9 protein-coding genes are annotated in these 18,280 nt (G+C 66.1%); 2 read left to right on the forward strand and 7 right to left on the reverse strand.

All coding sequences use genetic code 11. The features are described 5' to 3' along the window. Positions 1-80 precede the first annotated feature (80 nt). Positions 81-1,904, reverse strand: a complete 1,824-nt coding sequence (ggt, locus tag WC815_18365) for a gamma-glutamyltransferase (protein ID MFA5910748.1) — start codon at positions 1,902-1,904, stop codon at positions 81-83. A 108-nt stretch (positions 1,905-2,012) separates the two neighbouring features. On the opposite strand from ggt, the gene WC815_18370 reads away from it, so the two are divergent. Next, positions 2,013-4,490 carry a TonB-dependent receptor gene (locus tag WC815_18370; GenBank protein MFA5910749.1) on the forward strand — a complete coding sequence of 826 codons (2,478 nt, stop codon included), beginning with the start codon at positions 2,013-2,015 and terminating at the stop codon, positions 4,488-4,490. Between the two features lie 154 nt (positions 4,491-4,644). On the opposite strand, the gene WC815_18375 is transcribed toward WC815_18370, so the two are convergent. Next, positions 4,645-7,035: an exo-beta-N-acetylmuramidase NamZ domain-containing protein gene (locus WC815_18375; GenBank protein MFA5910750.1), complete on the reverse strand. Its 2,391-nt coding sequence runs from the start codon at positions 7,033-7,035 to the stop codon at positions 4,645-4,647. Positions 7,036-7,094: 59 nt separating this feature from the next. Here WC815_18375 and WC815_18380 point away from each other — a divergent pair, with 59 nt between their 5' ends. Then, complete coding sequence (locus tag WC815_18380; GenBank protein MFA5910751.1) at positions 7,095-8,036, forward strand: tetratricopeptide repeat protein; 942 nt, start codon at positions 7,095-7,097, stop codon at positions 8,034-8,036. Here WC815_18380 and WC815_18385 read toward each other — a convergent pair. From WC815_18385 to WC815_18405, 5 genes are all read right to left on the reverse strand, one after another. After that, complete coding sequence (locus WC815_18385; GenBank protein MFA5910752.1) at positions 8,033-9,988, reverse strand: cytochrome c3 family protein; 1,956 nt, start codon at positions 9,986-9,988, stop codon at positions 8,033-8,035. The two genes, WC815_18380 and WC815_18385, sit on opposite strands and share 4 nt — an antisense overlap. A gap of 679 nt (positions 9,989-10,667) precedes the next feature. Further along, positions 10,668-10,865: a tryptophan 2,3-dioxygenase family protein gene (locus WC815_18390; protein ID MFA5910753.1), complete on the reverse strand. Its 198-nt coding sequence runs from the start codon at positions 10,863-10,865 to the stop codon at positions 10,668-10,670. Positions 10,866-11,020: 155 nt separating this feature from the next. Next, on the reverse strand, positions 11,021-13,870 hold the full coding sequence (locus WC815_18395) for a carboxypeptidase regulatory-like domain-containing protein (protein ID MFA5910754.1): 2,850 nt from the start codon (positions 13,868-13,870) through the stop codon (positions 11,021-11,023). Between the two features lie 280 nt (positions 13,871-14,150). Beyond that, a complete protein-coding gene (locus WC815_18400) occupies positions 14,151-17,006 on the reverse strand; it encodes a carboxypeptidase regulatory-like domain-containing protein (GenBank protein ID MFA5910755.1) in 2,856 nt (951 codons plus the stop codon). A gap of 306 nt (positions 17,007-17,312) precedes the next feature. Further along, entirely contained in the window at positions 17,313-18,197 is an 885-nt protein-coding gene (locus WC815_18405; GenBank protein ID MFA5910756.1) for a DMT family transporter, read from the reverse strand. Between the last annotated feature and the right edge of the window lie 83 nt (positions 18,198-18,280).

Raw genomic sequence — 18,280 nt, forward strand, 5'->3', positions numbered from 1 at the left:
CACCCAAAGAAGTTGGAAGTTGGAAGTTGGAAGTTGGAAGTGAGAAGCAAGAGATCCGCTTCCAACTTCCAACTTCCCTGTCAGTACCCCATCGCGTAACCGGTTCGTCGCGGGTCGGCGCCTGCCGTCATCGCACCCGTCCTGGGATCGACGCGAATCACCTGCATGTGACCGAGGCTCCCCCATCCGGGCAACACCTCCACCGTGTGCCCCATCGCCTTCAGCGCCTCGATGGTCCTGGCCGCAACGCGGCTCTCGACCCGCACGGTGATGGCGGCGCCGGGCTTGTAGAAATTCGGGGCCGCATCCAGCGCGAGGCGCGGCGCCTCGATCGCGTCCTGTACCGGCATCCCGAAATCCACCAGGTTGATCAGCACCTGGAACTCGGTCTGCCCAATCGTCTCGCCGCCCGGCGTGCCGAAGACAAACGCCAGCGCGCCGTCTTTGAGCACGACGACCGGTGAGTTGTTCAGGATGGGAGTCTTCCCCGCGCCCACGTAGTTCGCATCGGTCGGGTAGGGTGACGTCGAGCCGAGGCGCATGCCGTTGTTGAGCAGAAGCCCGGTGTTCCCCACCACGACGTTGCTGCCGAACAGTCCACCCAGCGTGGGCGTGCAGCCCACCGCGTTGCCGAACCGATCGACGATCGAAAACGAGGTGGTGTGCTGTTCGGGATCGTAGGCGTCGTCAAACGCGGGGCCGCCGGCCCTCGGCATGGTGGCGGGCCCACCGTCGGGCGTGCCCGGCGGCGGATAGGCGATTGCCCGCGCCGGGTTGAAGAGAGACCGGCGCGTGTTGGCGAAATCTCGCGACAGCAACCCGGCCGTCGGCACCTTCACGAAGGCCGGATCGGCCACGTAGCGGTAGATGTCGGCCTTCGAGATCTTGATCGACTCGATCACGGCATGCAGCGCCGCCGGCGATCCGGAACCCGCCGCCTTCAGGTCCACGGCTTCGATCAGGTTCGCGCCCATCAGCACTTCGAAGCCGCCGCGCGACGTTGCCGGATTGCTGTAGAGGTCGTGGCCGCGATAGGTCGTATGCAGGGGCTCGGTCCAGGTTGGCGTGTAGGCGGCCAGGTCCGCGGCGGTGAGCACGCCGCCGTTGGCCTTGAAGAAGCGGTCGAACTCCTGCGCGATGTCGCCCTTGTAGAAGCGGTTGAACGCGGCCTGGATGGCCGCTGAGCGCGAAGCGCCCTTCGCCTTGGCCTGCTGTTCGGCCTCCACCAGCTTGCGGAGCGTGGCCGCGTAGTCGGGGTTGCGCATCAGCTCCCCGGCCTTAAGGGGCTCGCCGTTGGGCAGGAAGATCTTCGCCGTGGTCGGGTACTTGCCGAGGGTGTTGCGGCCGCGCGCGATCGACTGCGCCAGCATGGGATCGATCGGATAGCCCTGCTCGGCGTACTCGATGGCGGGCGCGAACACGTCGGCGATGCTCATGGTGCCGAAGCGCTCCAACACGGAGAGGTATCCGCCCAGGTTGCCGGGCACGATGCCCGCCTTCATGCCGGCGTTGAGCGTTTCCGCGGTCATCTCGCCCGGCACCAGCGCCTTCGGCGCGGCGCCGGCCATCGACAGCGACCACACCTTGCCGGTGGCCTTGTGGAACACGGTCATGAAGCCGTTGCCGCCAATGCCGTTCATCTCGGGCTCGCCCAGCGCGGCCATGGCGCCGACTGCGGCTGCCGCGTCGAAGGCATTGCCACCCTTCAACAGGATCTGCAGGCCCGCGGACGAGGCAATCGGATGCCCGGTCGTGACCAGGCCGTTGCGGCCGGCGACCGCGGGACGCGTCATCGCGGGACGGCTCGAGGCCGGCGCCTCGGCCGCCTGTTGCTGACCAACCACCAGCGCGCCGGTGGCGGCCAGGACCACTGCCGACGCAAGAACCACGATTCGGATCTTCATGTGGGCGCTCCTGAGATTACGGTTGTGCAGAGTATACGAGCAGCGGCAGGATAAGTGCGTGATGCCACGCGGGAACCAACCCGGGTACGAAGGCGTCTGACTTTACAGATGTTTACTCGGCTGGTACTGGCCGTGGCCCTGTTGCTACCGGCCTCCCCGGCCATGGCGCAGGCACCCACACCCCCGACCATCGCCGGCATCGTCATCGATGCCGGCACGCGCGCTCCCATTCCCCGCGCCAGGCTGTCGGCGAACCAGGGCGAGGCCGTCACTGATGCCGCGGGCCGTTTCACCCTGCCGGCGGTGTTGGGCCGCATCGCGGTGCTGGTCGAAGCCGACGGATACTTCGCGCTCGCGACCGAACTGGACGTGCCACCGGCCGGCCTCACGGGCGCCGAACTGGCACTCGCCCGCGACACCGGTTTCGCCACCAGCGTCGCCGTGACGGCCCCGCCGCCCGCCGCGGCGCCGGCGGCGGCGACTGTCGCTCCCGTGGAAGTGCTGCGCACGCCGGGCGCGCTCGACAATGTGTATCGCACGCTGCAGACGCTGCCGGGGGTGGCGGCCACCGAAGAGTTCGGCAGCCGGCTCGCGGTTCGCGGCGGATCACCGGATCAGAACCTCACCGTGATGGACGGCGTCGAGATTCACGATCCGTATCGGCTGTTCGGGTTGACGAGCGCGTTCAATCCCGAGACCATTCAGCGCTTCGAGCTGTCCACCGGCGGGTTCAGCGCGCTGTATGGCGATCGGCTCTCGTCGCTGCTGGTGGTCGAGAACCGCGACGGCACGCGATCGCAGGCGTTTGGCGGATCCGCGTCCCTCAGCATCACCGATGCCAACCTGGTCCTCGAAGGGCGGTTGCCGGGCAAGGCCGTCGGGTCGTGGCTCGTCACCGGGCGGCGCACCTACTACGACCTCGTCGCATCGCGCATCGCCGATCAGGAGTTCCCGGCCTTTGGCGATCTGCAGGGCAAGGGCGTGTGGGAACCGGCGCCGGGCCGCCGGGTGACGCTGTTCGGATTGCGCAGCCGACAGGCTGCCGCCATCGAGATCGATGAGGACGATGCGCGGGGAGAGTTCCAGGACGACACGGAGAACGACCTGGCGTGGACGCGCGTCGATACGGCGCTGGGCACCAGCGGCCAGTCCCATACCGTCGTCGGCTATTCCGATACGCGATCGACCTTCGGCGTCGATGCCAGTTTCGAGAACACCAGCAAGCGGTCGAACGCGCCGCGCGACGAGAGCTACGGAACCTCCAGCGTCGTGTTCGAACGCGTCCTGTCGGTGAAAGACGTCTCGGCGCGGCAGGAGTTGGTGTTTGCGCTGGGCGCGCACGTCCTCGAGGCGGGAGCGGAGGCGCACCGGTTGTCGACGAGATTGCGGTTTGCGATCACGGGCGATCGCAATCCGAACGCGGCCAACGGTTCAAGCGTGCAGGGCGGCGCCGGGCTGCCGGATCTGCTGGAGTCCTCGCAGGAGTCCACGCGCGCGGGCGCCTGGGTCCAGGACACCTTTCCCGTCGGGTCCCGTGGCTCGCTCCAGGCGGGCCTGCGATGGGATGGACCGGGGGTGACCGGCGAGTCGCTGTTTTCGCCGAGGCTGTCCGCCTCGTTCCAGCTGGCCGGCTCGACGCGCCTGCGCGCGGCGGCGGGGCGATACACACAGAGCCCGGGATACGAGAAGCTGGCGCAAAGCGACTACGTGCTCGACTTCACCGACGAACGCCTCGCGACGCTGCGGAGCGAGCGCGCGATGCAAGCGTCGGCGGGCGTTGAGCACGACCTGCCCGGCGGCGCCGCCCTGCGGGTTGAGGGGTACTACAAGCATTTCACCGACTTGCTGATCGGCCAGCTCGAAACCGAGCCGGCGCGCCTCGCCCGCGTGTCACGCTACGACTTCCCTGCGGAGTTGCAGTCCAGCGTTCCCGTTGATCCGCTCATCACGACGATGCCGGCCAACGACGGACATGGCCGGGCGTATGGCTTCGATGTGTTCCTGTCGCGGACAGGCGCTGCCGGCGCCCGCGTCAGCGGGTGGACGAGCTACACGTGGGGCAAGACCACTCGCGATGCGTACGGCCGGCGCTACGACTTCGAATACGACCGGCGGCATGCCTTCACCTCGGTGGCAGCCTATCGCGTCACACCGCGGTGGGAAGTGGCGTCGACCATCAGGGTCGCCTCGGGGTTTCCGAGAACGGCTCCGCTCGGCGTGCGGGTGGCGGCGGTCGAAGACACGCTCGACCGCGATGGGGATGGCGTGACCGGCGAGTTGCTGCCTGAGCGTGATGCCGCGGGCCGCCTGGTCTACGGGGTGGACTTCGGTAGTGCGGCCAACCTGAACCAGGCGCGTTTGCCGGTGTTTGCCCGGGTCGATGTGCGCGCCACCTGGAAACCGCGCGGGGCCGCCGGCCGGTGGGAGTTCTACGCCGAGATCATCAACCTGTTGAACCGCAAGAACGCCGGTGCGTTAGACCCGCGTCTCGAGCACGATGCCGCCGCCGATCGGCCGCGCATTGTCGAAGAGCGCGACCAGTCGATTCCCCGCCTGCCCACGGTAGGTATCCGCTTCAGGTTCTAGGGTCTGACCCTGCCGCAGCAATGCGGAGGGTCTGACCCCGAACGTGACTTGCTGAGGGGTCTGACCCTGCCGTAGCGCTGCGGAGGGGACAGGCCCTGTCGCAGTGCGGCGGAGGGGACAGACCCCTCGGCACTGCGGGCTCGGGGTCAGTCCCCTAGCGATACAGCAAGTACTTCGCGCGCAGGCGGCGCCAGCGCGCTTCGTCCGCGCCCCACCTGGCCGCCACCGCGGCCGGGTCCTCACCGCGCTTCACGCGCTCGAGGCTGTCACGCGAACCCAGCAGGAGGTCGGTGTTCTCGAGCTGGTATTTCTCGCCGAACAGCGTGAACAGCGCGCCCGCAATTTCCAGCCCGACGCGAACCGGCTGGAGCGCGGCGCGATTGGTGATCACCATGAACACGCCCTGGCACGCCTGGTTGGCGTACTTGCTCGAGGTGGGCGTGAAGGCCACCGGATAGAAGCGAATGCCCGCGAGCTTGCGCGCGTTCAGCGCGGCCGCCAGCCGCGGCCCGTCGATCCACGGCGCGCCCAGCTGCTCGAAAGGCTGGTCGGTGCCGCGCCCGACCGAGACGTTCGAGTACTCGATGGCGCCGATGCCAGGGTAGAGCGTCGCCTGGTTGAGATTGCGCATGTTCGGCGACGGGTTGATCCACGCCAGCCCGGTCTCGTCGAACCAGTAATCGCGCCGCCAGTTCTCGGCGGCAATCACCGTCAGGTCGGCGTTGAACTTCTTTTCCTCGTTGAACAGCTTCGCCAGCTCGCCGAGGGTCAGGCCGTGTCGCACCGGCATCGGGAAATAGGCGATGAACTCGCGGATTGGCTCGGACTGGTTCGGCCCTTCGATCTGCCAGCCGTTGACCGGGTTCGGCCGGTCGAGCACCATCACCGCAATCTTTCGTTTCGCGGCCTCCTCCAGGACGTAGCCCACGGTCGCCGGGTAGGTGTAGAAGCGCGACCCGATGTCCTGGAGATCGATGACGAGCGTGTCGATGCCGGCGAGCATCGCGTCGGTCAGGCGCCGCGTGGCGCCGTACAACGAATGAATGGCGAGTCCCGTCTGCTCGTCGCGAGCCGACGGCACGTCCTCATCGAGAATGCCGCGGATGCCGTGCTCCGGCGCGAACAGCGCCACCAAACGCACGCCGGGGGCGCCGTGCAGCAGATCGATGGTGCTCTTGCCGTCACGGGCGCGGCCGGTGTGGTTCGTGATCAGGCCGACCTTCTTGCCCTTGAGCTTCGCGAAGCCGTCGCGGGCGAGAACGTCAACGCCGGCGAGGACCGGTGAGGTCAATGTAGCGTCCGGCTTCAGCCGGACCCCGGGCAATGTAGCGTCCGGCCTTAGCCGGACCCCGGTGGCGTCGCCAAGAAGCGCCGCCGCGGCGACGGTCGCGATCCGGCTGCGCAGCACACCGACATCGCCGGTGCCGTCCGGGTGCAAGCGGCTCGACAGAAAGATCACGTACGACTTCGACGCCGGATCGATCCACAGGCTGGTGCCGGTGAACCCGGTGTGGCCGTACGACCCGATCGGAAACAGGTCGCCGCGATTGCTCGAGTACGACGTGTCGATGTCCCACCCGAGTCCGCGCACGCTCGTCATGCCCGCCGGCGTGGCCGGCGACGTCATCGCCTTCACGCTGGCGGCCGACAGCACGCGCGTGCCGTTCAGCACGCCGCCGTTGATCAGCATCCGCGCGAACCGCTGCAGGTCGCGGGCCGTGCTGAACAGGCCGGCATGCCCGGCGATGCCGCCCATGCGCCGGGCGGTGGGATCGTGCACCACGCCGCGCAGCGGCGCCGCGTCCGGACGCTTGCAGGGCCAGGCATCCTGTTCCGCGCACCGCTCGGTCGGGGCGATCCGCGACATCAGCATCTTGGCCGGCAGAAAGCCCGTGTCCCGCATGCCGAGCGGTCCGAAGACCGCGCGTCGCAGGTACGCGTCAAGCGACTGCCCGGTCACCCGCGTGACGATGTCGCCAAGCAGGAAGAAGTTGATGTCGCTGTAGACGAACTGCTCGCCCGGCGCCGAGGTCGGCACCTCGTCGATCGCCAGGGCAATGGCGGCCTCGTAGCCGCTCCAGGGGTGCAGATCCACGTCGGGGCGAAGGCCCGACACGTGCGTCAGCAGGTGCCGAACGGTGATGCCGGCCTTTCCGTATCGCTCGAACCCGGGAATGAACGACGCCACCGGGTCGTTGAGCCTCACCCTGCCCTGCTCAACCACCGTCATCACCGCCGTGGTGGTCGCAATGACCTTGGTCAACGACGCGAGGTCGAACACCGTATCAAGGGTCATCAGCTCTTCGGCGGGGACCGTCACCCGGGAGCCATATGCTTTCTCGTACACCGTCTGATCGCCGCGCCCGACCAGCACCACCGCGCCCGGAAGCTGCCTGGCCGTCATGCCGTCGCGGACCAGTTCGTCTATCCGGGTCAGCGGCCCGGCCAGGGAAAGCGCGGTTTTGGGCGCAGAAGAGGGCGCCTGGGCTCCCGGTGCGGCCGAGGCCAGGGCCGCCAGGGCGAGGGCGAGTAGCGTCAAACGCATCGGGCTAATATACTGATTCGGTCGTGGTTCTTTTAAGGGAGATGCTAGCAATGCGTGACTTGAAGACATTCTTTGGGGCGGCGGCTCTGGTCGTGGCGCTCGTGGTTTCGGCCCTCCCGGCCGCGGCGCAGACGGGCCGGGTTGGCGGCACCATCAAGGATCCACAGGGCCAGCCTTTGAAGGGCGCCACCATCACCGCGGAAAATCCGCAGGCGTCGCCATCGTCGTTCACGGCGACCACCGACGACAAGGGGCGCTACTCGATCATCGGCCTCAAGACCGGCACCTGGAAGATCACGGCCGCGGCCCCGGGCTTCACGCCCTCCTCCGGTAACGTGCCCGTCCGCTCGCTGGGCGCGCCCATGCCGCCCGTGGACTTCGTGCTGGCGCCCGGCGCCACCGGCCCCGCCGGGGCACTCGCCGGCGTGAACACCAAGGAACTGCAGGCCGAACTGCAGAAGGCCATGGACCTGGCCAACAGCCAGCAGTACGACGCCGCCATCGTCGCCTACCAGGCCATCCTCACCAAGACGCCCGCGCTCACGATGATCAACGGGCAGATCGCCCAGGTGCAGCGCCTGCAGAAGAAGTACGACGAGGCGATTGCGTCGTATCAGAAGGTGCTGGCCGCCGACCCGAACAACGACAAGTCGAAGATCGAAATCGGCATGACCTATCTCGAGAAGGGCGACTTCGCCAACGCCGAGAAGTCGCTGCTGGAAGTGGCGACGTCGACCAGCGCCAACCGCGAGGTGTTCTACAACCTCGGCGAGGTGAAGTTCGCGAAGGCCGAGACCGACGAGGCCGTGAAGTACTACCAGCGCGCCGTGGACATGGACCCGACGTGGGGCAAGCCACTCTTCAAGATTGGCCTGGCCAAGCTGCAGAAGGCCGACATGGCCGGCGCCCTCGAGATCATGGAGAAGGTGATCGTCGTGGATCCGAACTCGGCGGAAGCGGCGCAGGCCAAGGGCCTGATCGCTCAGCTCAAGAAGGGCTAAGGCGCTTTGCGCTTCTCGACTTCGCCGATTAACTGATCGATATTGGGGTAGGAAGGCTCGATGCTTCGGGCCTTCTTCCACATCTCCACCGCGTCGGCGAACTTCCCCTGCCGCGCCGACATCACCCCCTTCACCACCCACGGATACGCGTAGCCCGGATCGACGATGATCGCCTTGTCCAGGGCGGCCATCGCCTCGCTCGCATGGCCGCGTTCCGCCTCGAGCCAGCCTTTCGCGGCGTGGTGAGACGCCACATCGGGGAATGTGTCGAGGCTGAGGATGTATTCCTCCTGCGCCGTGCGCAGGGCCGCGCCGGCGCCGCCCGGCAACTGGACAACCCCAAAGCTCGCCAGCACCTCGGCCGCGCGCGCGCGGACGACGCGCGACTGATCGACGACGCGGGCCAGCACCGGTGCGAGGGCGCGCTCGCGATCGCCGGTCGTACCGAGCGCCTTCACCGCAGCCGCGCGCACGACCGGTTCGGGGTCGGCGGCCGCGGCGATCAGTGAGTTGACCACGGCCGGCGTCACCTGTGCGGCATCGGGCCGGCGCTCGGAAATCAACCGCCCGATGTACTCAGCCGCGCTCGCGCGGACCAGCAGGCCCTGCGACCGATCCACCGCGAGCCGCGCCAGGCCCGGCAATGTCGAGACGTCTCCCGAGCCCGCTCGATACATCGTATCGGCCAGCGTGATCGCCTTGCCTCGGCGCTCGCCATTCCCCCACCACTGGTCCATCTGCCGCGCCGCCCACTCGGGTGAGCGGTCGTCGTGGCAGGTCGTGCAGGCGTTGGGAATGCCGAACCGAGCGGTGGTTTCGGGCACCGGCGGCTGGAATGAGTGATCACGACGACGAGTGAGCATGCGCCAGTTGACGTCGCTCATGTGGCAGTTGATACAACGGCTGCCCTCGGATTGCGGCGCATGAAAGGTGTGCTTCGACAGGCCGTCGCCGGCAAAGGACGCCGCCGGCTCAGGGCCTGGGCCCTGGGGCTTGCTTGTCCGCCGTAGCTCTAGCGAAGGCGGAAGGCTCGTGGACTTGGGAGTCGAATGGCACTGCGTGCACAGCTCATCGCCCCGGCGGCCGACATGGATGTCGACCTTCAGGGAGGCGTCGTACTTCGACCCGTGCGACAGGTGACAGCTCGTGCACGCCACGGCGCCGGCCTGGAAGCAGCCGCTGAGGGTCAGCGCCTGGGGCCGGTTGAACTGGTTGGGGCGGCCGTCGGGCCAGAACTCGCCCTGGTGGTCGCGCGCCGGAATGGGCTGGCTGATCAGGAACGGCAGCGCGTAGTCGGCGTAGCGATCGCCGCCGCTGAAGCCCACGAACACGTTGGTCTTGTTGCCGTGGCAATAGGCGCAGGTATCGTACACGCGCTTCGGATCGGAACTGCGCGTCGAGAAGATCTTCAGGGTGTCGCTCAGCTGCCGGTTGTCGGAGCTGTTGTCGTACGCGGGTTTCGAGGCAGGGTTCCTCTCCCACTGGTCCATCAAAGCAACGTGCTCGCGGCCGGCGCCGTGACACGCCTCGCAGCCGATGCCCATCTCGGTCCACGTCGAGTTGTAGCGCTTGGCGTCGAGGTCGTAGCCCTGCGCGATGTTGGTGCCGTGGCAGTTGAAGCAGTTGGCGTTCCAGATCTGGCGCATGCCGTGCGCGCCGTCTGGAATAAGCGTGATTTCCTTCCAGTCCATCCACCGCTGGCTCGCGATGTGCCAGAACACCGGCAACACATAGATCCTCCCGTCGGGCAGCGTCGCCAGGTAGCCCTGGTAGCGCTTGGCGCCAAGCGTGTAGTCCACCGTGAAGGTCTCAGGGGGCGCCTGGCCGAACTTCACCGTCACAAACGGCCTGCCGTCTTTTCGTCCGAACGCATACGCCCGATCGTGATCCGCGAACGTCGTCCCGTCGCGGAAGTCGCCGACGATGGTGGCTTCGGCGATGGGTTTGGTCATCTTGACGTGGAGGGAGTCCTGCCACTGGGTGTGCTCGGCGGCGTGGCAGCGCGCGCAGGATGCAGAGCCAAGGTAGGCCGCAGACTTGTCCGCCGTAGCGGGAACCGCGGAGGTGGATGATGCAGATTGCGCGGTCGCAGGGGCGGGCTCTAGCCCGCCCGGGGATCGCGGCGCGGCACGCACGGCAAGCGTGAGCGCCAGCATGGCTGCCGCAACGCACACGAGCCTGGTGCCGCGGGTCATTGGGGAAATACTATCCGCCTTCGCCCCGGCACTTCTCGAGGGCTTCGGCGGGATTGCTCCGCGCACAGCCAGGCGGAGCAAAAAAAAGGGCCCTCATAAGGGCCCCGTGAGCCAGCAGCCTAGTCAGCCTGGCTCGAAAAATTCCGCCTTTGCCTGAAAGCCTTCCACCTTCGCCAAGGCTACGGTGGACAGGTCGGCGGAGAAACTAATGACTCCTGTGGGGGACGTCAAACTTCTCACCCTCCATAGAGCAAGCGTCATGCCGGTGGACGGCAGGCCGCGATTCGACAAAAACCCGAGCGTTTTCACGCGACCAGGGTCGCAGCGGCCCGCTAGATCCAATACATTGAAAACGCTGACTTCAGGCGGATGGATCGCGGCCGCTAATCTGGTGATCTCATGACCTGGTGACTTGGTGACTTGGTGATTGAATCCGCTACAGTGCCGAGCGAATGGCCCAAAGGTCCGGGAAGACCGGTGTCATCAGGGTCGTGACCAGGTAATGCGCCCCCGCCGACCCGCCGGTGCCGACCTTGGCGCCGATGGTCCGCTGGACCATCTTGACGTGGCGGTAGCGCCACTCCTGTATGCCCTCGTCCAGATCCACCAGGCGCTCGCACATCTCCGCACGCATGGGGTCGCGGCGATGAACAGCATCTCCAAATAAAAATGGCGGGGGGCGCCGGCGTAGCGCCCTCCCGCCTAACGACTCCCCCACAGGAGTCGAGCTTGCTCAGCTCTCGGCTATCAGTGAAATCTGATAGCCGAAAGCCGTCAGCTGAAAGCCGATTACCAGAGGAAGCGGAAGCCGACGCGCGCCGTGCGGGGCGCGAGAATGGCCGACGGCTTCTGGTAGCCCAACCCGGTCGCCCGGCTGATCGTCTCGGACGAGTGGCTGTTGGTGATGTTGAAGAGGTCGAAGAAGAGGCGCGCGCGGGTGCGCGACCCGATCGGCACGGTTTTTTCCGCGCGGACGTCGAACACCCAGATGTTGTCCTCGCGGTTCGAATCCATCGGCTCGGCATGGGCCGTGCCGCTGGCAATCAGGCCCGACCCGGACGGGACCGCGATGGTGAGCGTGCGGGCGTAGTTGGAGCCCGACTGATGGCGGAGCACCGGCGAAATGCGGATGCCCCACGCCGCGTCGTAGCTGCCCGTGGCCTTCAAGTTCCAGAGGGTACGATCCTCGGCACCAGGCTCGTTCGGGTTGTTCGGGAAATCGTTCGGGAAGTCAGTAGTCATCGTGTAGGCGCCACCGATCGACGCCGACCATTTGTTGCTGTAGCGGAGAGTCAGCGACACCTCCACCGTCTTCGCGCGCGAGTACTCGCCGGTGTTTGACACCACCGTCGTCGTCGGGAAGTTGGCGGCCAGCGCGGAGGGCAGGCCGAGCATGGTGACGTTCTTGTCGTCCGACGTGCCCGAGCGTCCGTCCACACCGAGGTCCACGAAGGTGTAAGGGACGGTGAACGCGGAGGAAGCGCGGAACGGCTGCCAGCCGTTGTCGATGAGGTCGTCTTCGGTCTTGTAGACGAAGCCGGCGCGCACGCCCAGCGTATCAGCGAGCTGGCGCTCCAGCCACACGCTGACTTCGTGGGTGTAGGGCTGCTTGATCCCATCGGCCAGCAGCACGCCGCCTTCCAGCGCCTGACTCAGGAGATTGCCCTGCTCGCCTGGCTGCCAGCGGCGGTCGAGGTTGGTGTCGTTCCACTGGTAGGTGGCCTGCTTGGCCGCCGTGTTGGGGTTGGCATCGCTCCCCACGCCGACACCGGGGTTGTGCCAGAAGAAGCCGTAGTTGCCCTTGAGCACGGTCTTGCCGTCGCCCGTGAGGTCGAAGACCACGCCGACGCGGGGCGCGAACTCGCTCCACGTGAACATTTCCCTCTCGGCAAACGTCTTGGCCGCCACGGAAACAGGGCCCACGGTTCCGGCGAGCTGCTGCTGCTCGGGCAACGTGCTCTTGTAGCGGTCGTAGCGCACGCCGAGGTTGACCGTGGCGCGACCCTTGCTCCAGGTGTCATTCACAAAGAAGCTGGACACATCCAACGCCGACGCCGAGGTCAGGGCGCCGGACTTGCCGAGCCCCAGCTTGCCGGTTTCGGTGGCGGTCGGGATGCGGAAGATCAGCTGGTTCGACCGGCCGTTGCTGTAGACGTGCTCGATGTTGCCGCCCACGCCCTGCTCGAAGCCTTCCCAGCCGATCTCCTGCAGGATCTCGCCGCCGAGCTTGAAGGTGTGGCTGCCGCTGGCCGAATCGAGGAAGTAGGTGGCGGCGCCGGTGTACTGCTTGCGGTCGCGATCGAGCTGCCACTTGCGGTGCGCACCCTCGATGGCCAGCGTGCCCGAGTCACGCCAGAAGTAGCTGTCGTCGCTGTTGGCCAGGGTCGGGAAGTAGTAGCCGAAGTCGCCGTAGCGGGCCTCGATATACAGCTTGTCGCTGATGGTGCTGTTCCATTCGCCCTTGTAGACCCAGCTGCCCGAGTCCTGCTTGAACGTCGGGTCGGCCGAGTTGTAGATCGAGGTGGCAAACGGCAGGCGCGTCGGCTGGAGCTTCTGGCCCCACTGGTAGTAGCCGATGATCTTGTTCTTCTGGTTGGCCTGGTAGGTCACCTTGCCGACCGCGTTCCACAGCTGGGTGTCGAAGGTCGAGTCGAAGTTGAAGTTGGGCTGCGCCACCGCGTTGAACTGCTTGCGGTAGGTGCCGAACCACCACACCTTGTCGCGCACGATCGGGCCGCCGATGTTCAGGGCCGTGTCCCAGTAGCGATCGATCTCGTTGCTGTGGGCGCGGATCGGGCTGTTGTTGAACGCCGTCGGCGCGGTGTAGGCGTCGGGGATGTTCGAGCCCTGCAGCGAGTTGTTGTACCAGTCAAGATAGCCTTCACCCGCGAAGGTGTTGCCGCCGGACTTGGCGATGAACTGGCTCTGCACGCCCGGGTTCGGCATCTCGGCCGACTGGCCCGAGGTGCCGAGGAACACCTCTTCGAGCGACGAGTAGTCGAAGTAGAAGCCGGCGCCGCCGGTGCCCTCGGTGGTGTTGATGCCTTCAATCAGCACGCGGACCTGGCCGCTGAAGCCGTAGGCGGTGTAGCCGGTCTGGGTGCCGGCGCGGTTGCCGCCCACATCGATGCGCGCCATCTGCACCGCCGGCGTGACCGCCAGCAGCGACCACATGTCGCGGCCGTTCGGGATCGACTGCAGCTCGGACAGCTTGAAGTTCTGCACCGTGCGCGTCGCCGTGGTGTCGATGATCGGCGACTGTCCGCTGACCGTGACCGTCTCCTGGAGCGTGGCCAGCGCCAGCTCCACGTTCACGTTCGCCGTGAAGCCCAGGCGAATCTCCACGCCCTCGCGCTTCAGGTTGTTGAAGCCCGACAGCTCGTAGCTGAGCGAGTAGGTGCCGGGAGGAATCGCGGGGAAACGGTAATTGCCCGTCTCGGATGACACTGCGGTCTGCACGCCGGGCATCGACGGGCTGGTGGCCGTCACCGTCACACCCGGCAGGACCGCGCCCTGTGAGTCGGTGACGCGACCCTGGATCGTGCCGGTGCTGCTGGCACCGCCGCCCTGGGCAAACGCCGATGAGCCGACGGCAAACGCCATCAGCAGGGCGAGAACGCCCGTAGTCCAACGCTTCATGCTCTTCCTCCTCAAGTTCATGTGGGGGCCGGGCCCGGGCCAAGTCCCGACGGAACAAATCAAAAAACTGCAGTAAGACCTAACGACGGTGGAACTGTAGAAACGGCGACGACGAGACGGTAGCATGCCCGAAGTGACGAAAAGATACAAAAAAGTGGGAGCAGTTGCAACTACCGGGTCTGAACGGTTGTTCAGCCTGGATGACTGACAAAGGCGGGACGAACAAAAAAAACGGGGTCCGGATGCGCTCCGGACCCCGTCCTTCGGACTTCGGTAGTGACTAGAAGATGAAGCGGAAGCCGACGCGCGCGGTTCTCGGAGCGAGAATCGCCGACGGCTTCTGGTAGCCCAGACCGGTCGCGCGGCTGATCGTCTCAGACGCGTGGCTGTTGGTCAGGTTGAACGCATCGGCATACAGACGAATGCGGATGCGGTTGGTGATCGTGAGGCTCTTCTCCGCGCGGATGTCGAACACCCAGATGTTGTCTTCGCGGTTCGCGTTCATCGGCTCGGCGTAGGCGGTCGCGCCGTTACCCGACGACGTAGCAGTGAGGCCGAGGGCCGCCGGCGCCGTGATCGACAGCGTGCGGGCGTAGTTGGCTCCCGACTGGTGACGCACCACCGGCGAGATGCGGATGCCGTAGGGCCCATCGTAGGAGCCCGACGCCTTGAAGTTCCACTGCGAGCGATCTTCGAGGCCGGGGTTGTTCGGGTTGCGGACCGGGCCATTCGGGAAGTCCGACATCAGCGTGTAGCCGAAGCCCATCGAAGCCGACCACTTGCTGCCGTAGCGCTTGTTCATCGAGACCTCGAAGGTCTTGTAGCGCGAGTACTGGTCCACGTTCATCACGACCTGGCGGTTGCTGAAGTTCGCGGCCTGCGAGTTCGGCATGCCGTAGAAGGTCAGCTGCCGGTCGTCACTCGTGCCCGCGCGACCGTCAACGCCGTTGTCGTTATAGGTGTAGGGCACGGTGAACGCCGACGGCCCGCGGAGGGGCTGGTAGGTGGCGATCAGGTCGTCTTCGGTCTTGTAGACGAACCCGGCGCGCACGCCCATGGTGTCGCTGAGCTGCCGCTCGAGCCAGGCGCTGGCTTCGTGCGTGTACGGCGCCTTGATGTTGGGATCGACGCCAATGGCGCCTTCGAGGGTGGCCGACACCTGGTTGCCCTGCTCGCCCGCCTGCCAGCGGCGGTCACCGTTGATGTCGTTCCAGCTGTAGGTCGCCGACTTGGCAGCGGTGTTCGGGTTGCCGTTGCCGCCGACACCCGCGCCCGGATTGTGCCAGTAGAGGCCGTAGTTGGCCTTCAGCACGGTCTTGCCGTCGCCGGTGAGGTCGAACGTCACGCCGATGCGCGGTGCAACCTGATTCCAGGTGTAGAAGGTCGTCTCGGGGAAGGTCTTGGCCTGCACCGAGATGGGCCCGGTCGTCGCCGCGAGCTGTTCCTGCTCCGGCAGCCAGCCTTTGTAGCGATCGTAGCGCAGGCCGGCATTGATCGTCGTCCGGCCAAACGACCAGGTGTCATTGAGGAAGAGCCCGAGCTGGTCGAGGGCGGCGCGCGACGTGAGCTTGTCGTGCGCGCTCAGCTTGCCGGCATCGGTCGCCGTCGGCAATGCGAAGGTCACCTGGTTCGACACGCCGTTGGTGTAGATGTGGTCGATGTTGCCGCCCCACTGCTGCAGGTAGCCTTCCCACGACTGTTCCTTGAGCAACTCGCCGCCCATCTTGAACGTGTGGCTGCCCTTGGCCGTGTCGAGGAAGTAGGTCGTGGCCAGGTTGTACTGCTTGCGGTCACGATCGAGCTGCCAGATCTGGTTGGCGCCCTCGACCACCGCGCGGCCGGTGTCACGCCAGGAGTAGTCGGCGCTCGAATTCGCAATCAGCGGGAAGTAGTAGCCGAAGTCGCCGTAGCGCGCTTCGAGGTAAAGCTTGTCGCTGACCGTGCTGTTCCATTCACCCTTGTAGACCCAGCTGCCCGAGTCCTGCAGGTTGGTCTGCTCCGGCGAGGTGTAGGTGTAGGTGCCGAACGGCAGGCGGTTGGGCTGCGTCTTCTGGCCCCACTGGTAGTAGCCGATGACCTTGTTCTTCTGGTTCACCTGGTAGGTCAGCTTCGCCACCGGGTTCCACAGCTTGGTGTCGAACGTGCTGTCGAACGTGAACTGGGGCTGCGCCACGGCGTTGAACTGCTCGCGGTAGGTGCCGAAGATCCAGACCTTGTCCTTCTTCAGCGGGCCGCCCACGTTGATGTCGTGGTCGTAGTAGCGATCGATCTCGTTGCTGTGCGCGCGAATGGGGCTGTTGTTGAACGCCGTCGGCGCGATGTACGAGTCCGGGATGTTCGAGCCCTGCAGCGAGTTGTTGTACCAGTCGAGGTGATACTCGCCCTGGAACGTGTTGCTGCCCGAGCGGGCGATGAACTGCGACTGCACCCCGGGGTTCGGCATCTCCGCCGACTGGCCGCTGGTGCCGAGGAAGGCCTCTTCGAGCGAGGCGTAATCGAAGTAGAAGCCGGCGCCGCCGGTGCCTTCCGTGGTGTTGATGCCTTCGATCAGCACGCGCACCTGGCCCGTCATGCCGTAGGCCGAGTAGCCGGTCTGCGTGCCGGCGCGGTTGCCGCCGACGTCGATGCGGCCCATCTGCACCGAGGGAGTCACCGCCAGCAGCGCCCACATGTCGCGCCCGTTCGGGATCGACTGCAGTTGCTCCATCTTGAAGTTCTGCTGCACGCGCGTCGTGCTGGTGTCGATCACCGGCGACGAGCCGCTGACCGTCACGGTCTCCTGCAGCGTCGCGAGCGCGAGCTCGACGTTGACCTGCGCCGTGAAGCCCAGCCCAATGGCGATCCCGTCACGCTTGAACGTATTGAAACCGGCGAGCTCGAAGCTCACCGAGTAGGCGCCGGGAGGCACCGCCGGGAAACGATAGTTGCCCGTTTCCGAAGTGACCGTCGATTGCGGCTGAATCAGCGCCGGGCTCGTCGCCGTCACCGTGACACCGGGCAACACCGCGCCCTGCGAGTCTGACACTCGTCCCTGGATCGTACCAGTGCTGCTGGCGCCACCGCCCTGTGCGAACGCGGAACCCGCGAACGACACCACGACCGCCAAGGCCAATACGGCCTTCGTCCAACTCTTCATGCTTACTTCCTCCTGTGGGGCGACCCACCGGGACCTGCAATCCGCGCAGAACCAGGCAGGGCGACTACGTGCAAATCACCCGAACAACGACTGTGGAGCCGACGACCATGGAGCGGGAGAACGCCGGGACTCGCGGAGGCTCCGCGAGCGGTTGGCAGGACTTGCCCGAACGATGCGCCGAACGACGATCCCGATAGAAAGGGCTCATGCCCTTATGACGTACAAGTAACTGGGAACGATACCGTAGGCAGGGACAAGATGTAAACCAACGGGGTCGAACGATCGTTCAATGGCGACGGGCGTCGATCAGCTGACAAACCGCGTGATGAGCAGGCCGGCGAAGATCGCTCCGGCGCCCGCAATCTGGTTCGCCGAAATCGGTTCGGCGAGCCACACCGACGCGACGATCATCGCGACCACGGGCGTGAGGTAGCTGTAGACGGAGGTTCGCGATCCGCCAAGCTTTTTGAGGCCGGTGTACCAGATGAAATACGACAGGTTGAGGGCGAGCAGCGCCGAGCCGAGCATCAGGGCCCAGCTCTGACCGGAGATCGACCGCCAGTTGACGTCGAGAAGAATCGGGATCATCGCCACGACGTAAAACGCCGCGCCAATTGAGAAGGTCAGCCCAATCACGGTGAGCGCCGAGTGGCGGCGGAGGACCGGCTGCGAGGCCACCGAGTACACCGCCCAGCACAACACGCCGGCAATCATCAGCGCGTCACCGGCCAGCGTTTCCCCCGACAGTTCCACGCCGCGGCCGACCACCAGGTAGAGCCCGGCCAGCGCCATGAAGACGCCGACCCAGCGCACCGGCTTGATGCGCTCGTGGCCGGCCAGCGCCGAGAGCACGGCGATGACGATCGGCGAAGTGCCGACAATCAGCGAGCTGTTGGCGACGCTGGTGCGCCGCACGCCGCCGACGAAGCACAGCTGGTACAGGAACGTCCCAACCACGCCGAGGAAGACCAGCTGCACCCAGTCGGTCCGCGTCAGCGGGTTGCCGCGCTCCCGCTCGTCGGCGCGGTTCCATCGCATCGCGGCCAGGAAGACCGTGGTGCCGACGAGCAACCGCATCGCGTTGAAGGGAACCTCCGGAAAGTCGCGGAGCGCGACCTTGACGACAGAAAAATTGCTGCCCCAGATGAGGACCATGAGGAGCAACGCGCCGTCGAGGAGGGTCAGGGCCACAAGAAGCTGGAAGTGTTGATCGAAAAAGAAAACGGGGGCGGCGCCATTTTGGCGCGCCCCCGTGATTGCGAAGTGCTGGCTGT

This window comes from Vicinamibacterales bacterium (assembly GCA_041659285.1).
In the GTDB taxonomy this organism is placed as follows: domain Bacteria; phylum Acidobacteriota; class Vicinamibacteria; order Vicinamibacterales; family UBA2999; genus 12-FULL-67-14b.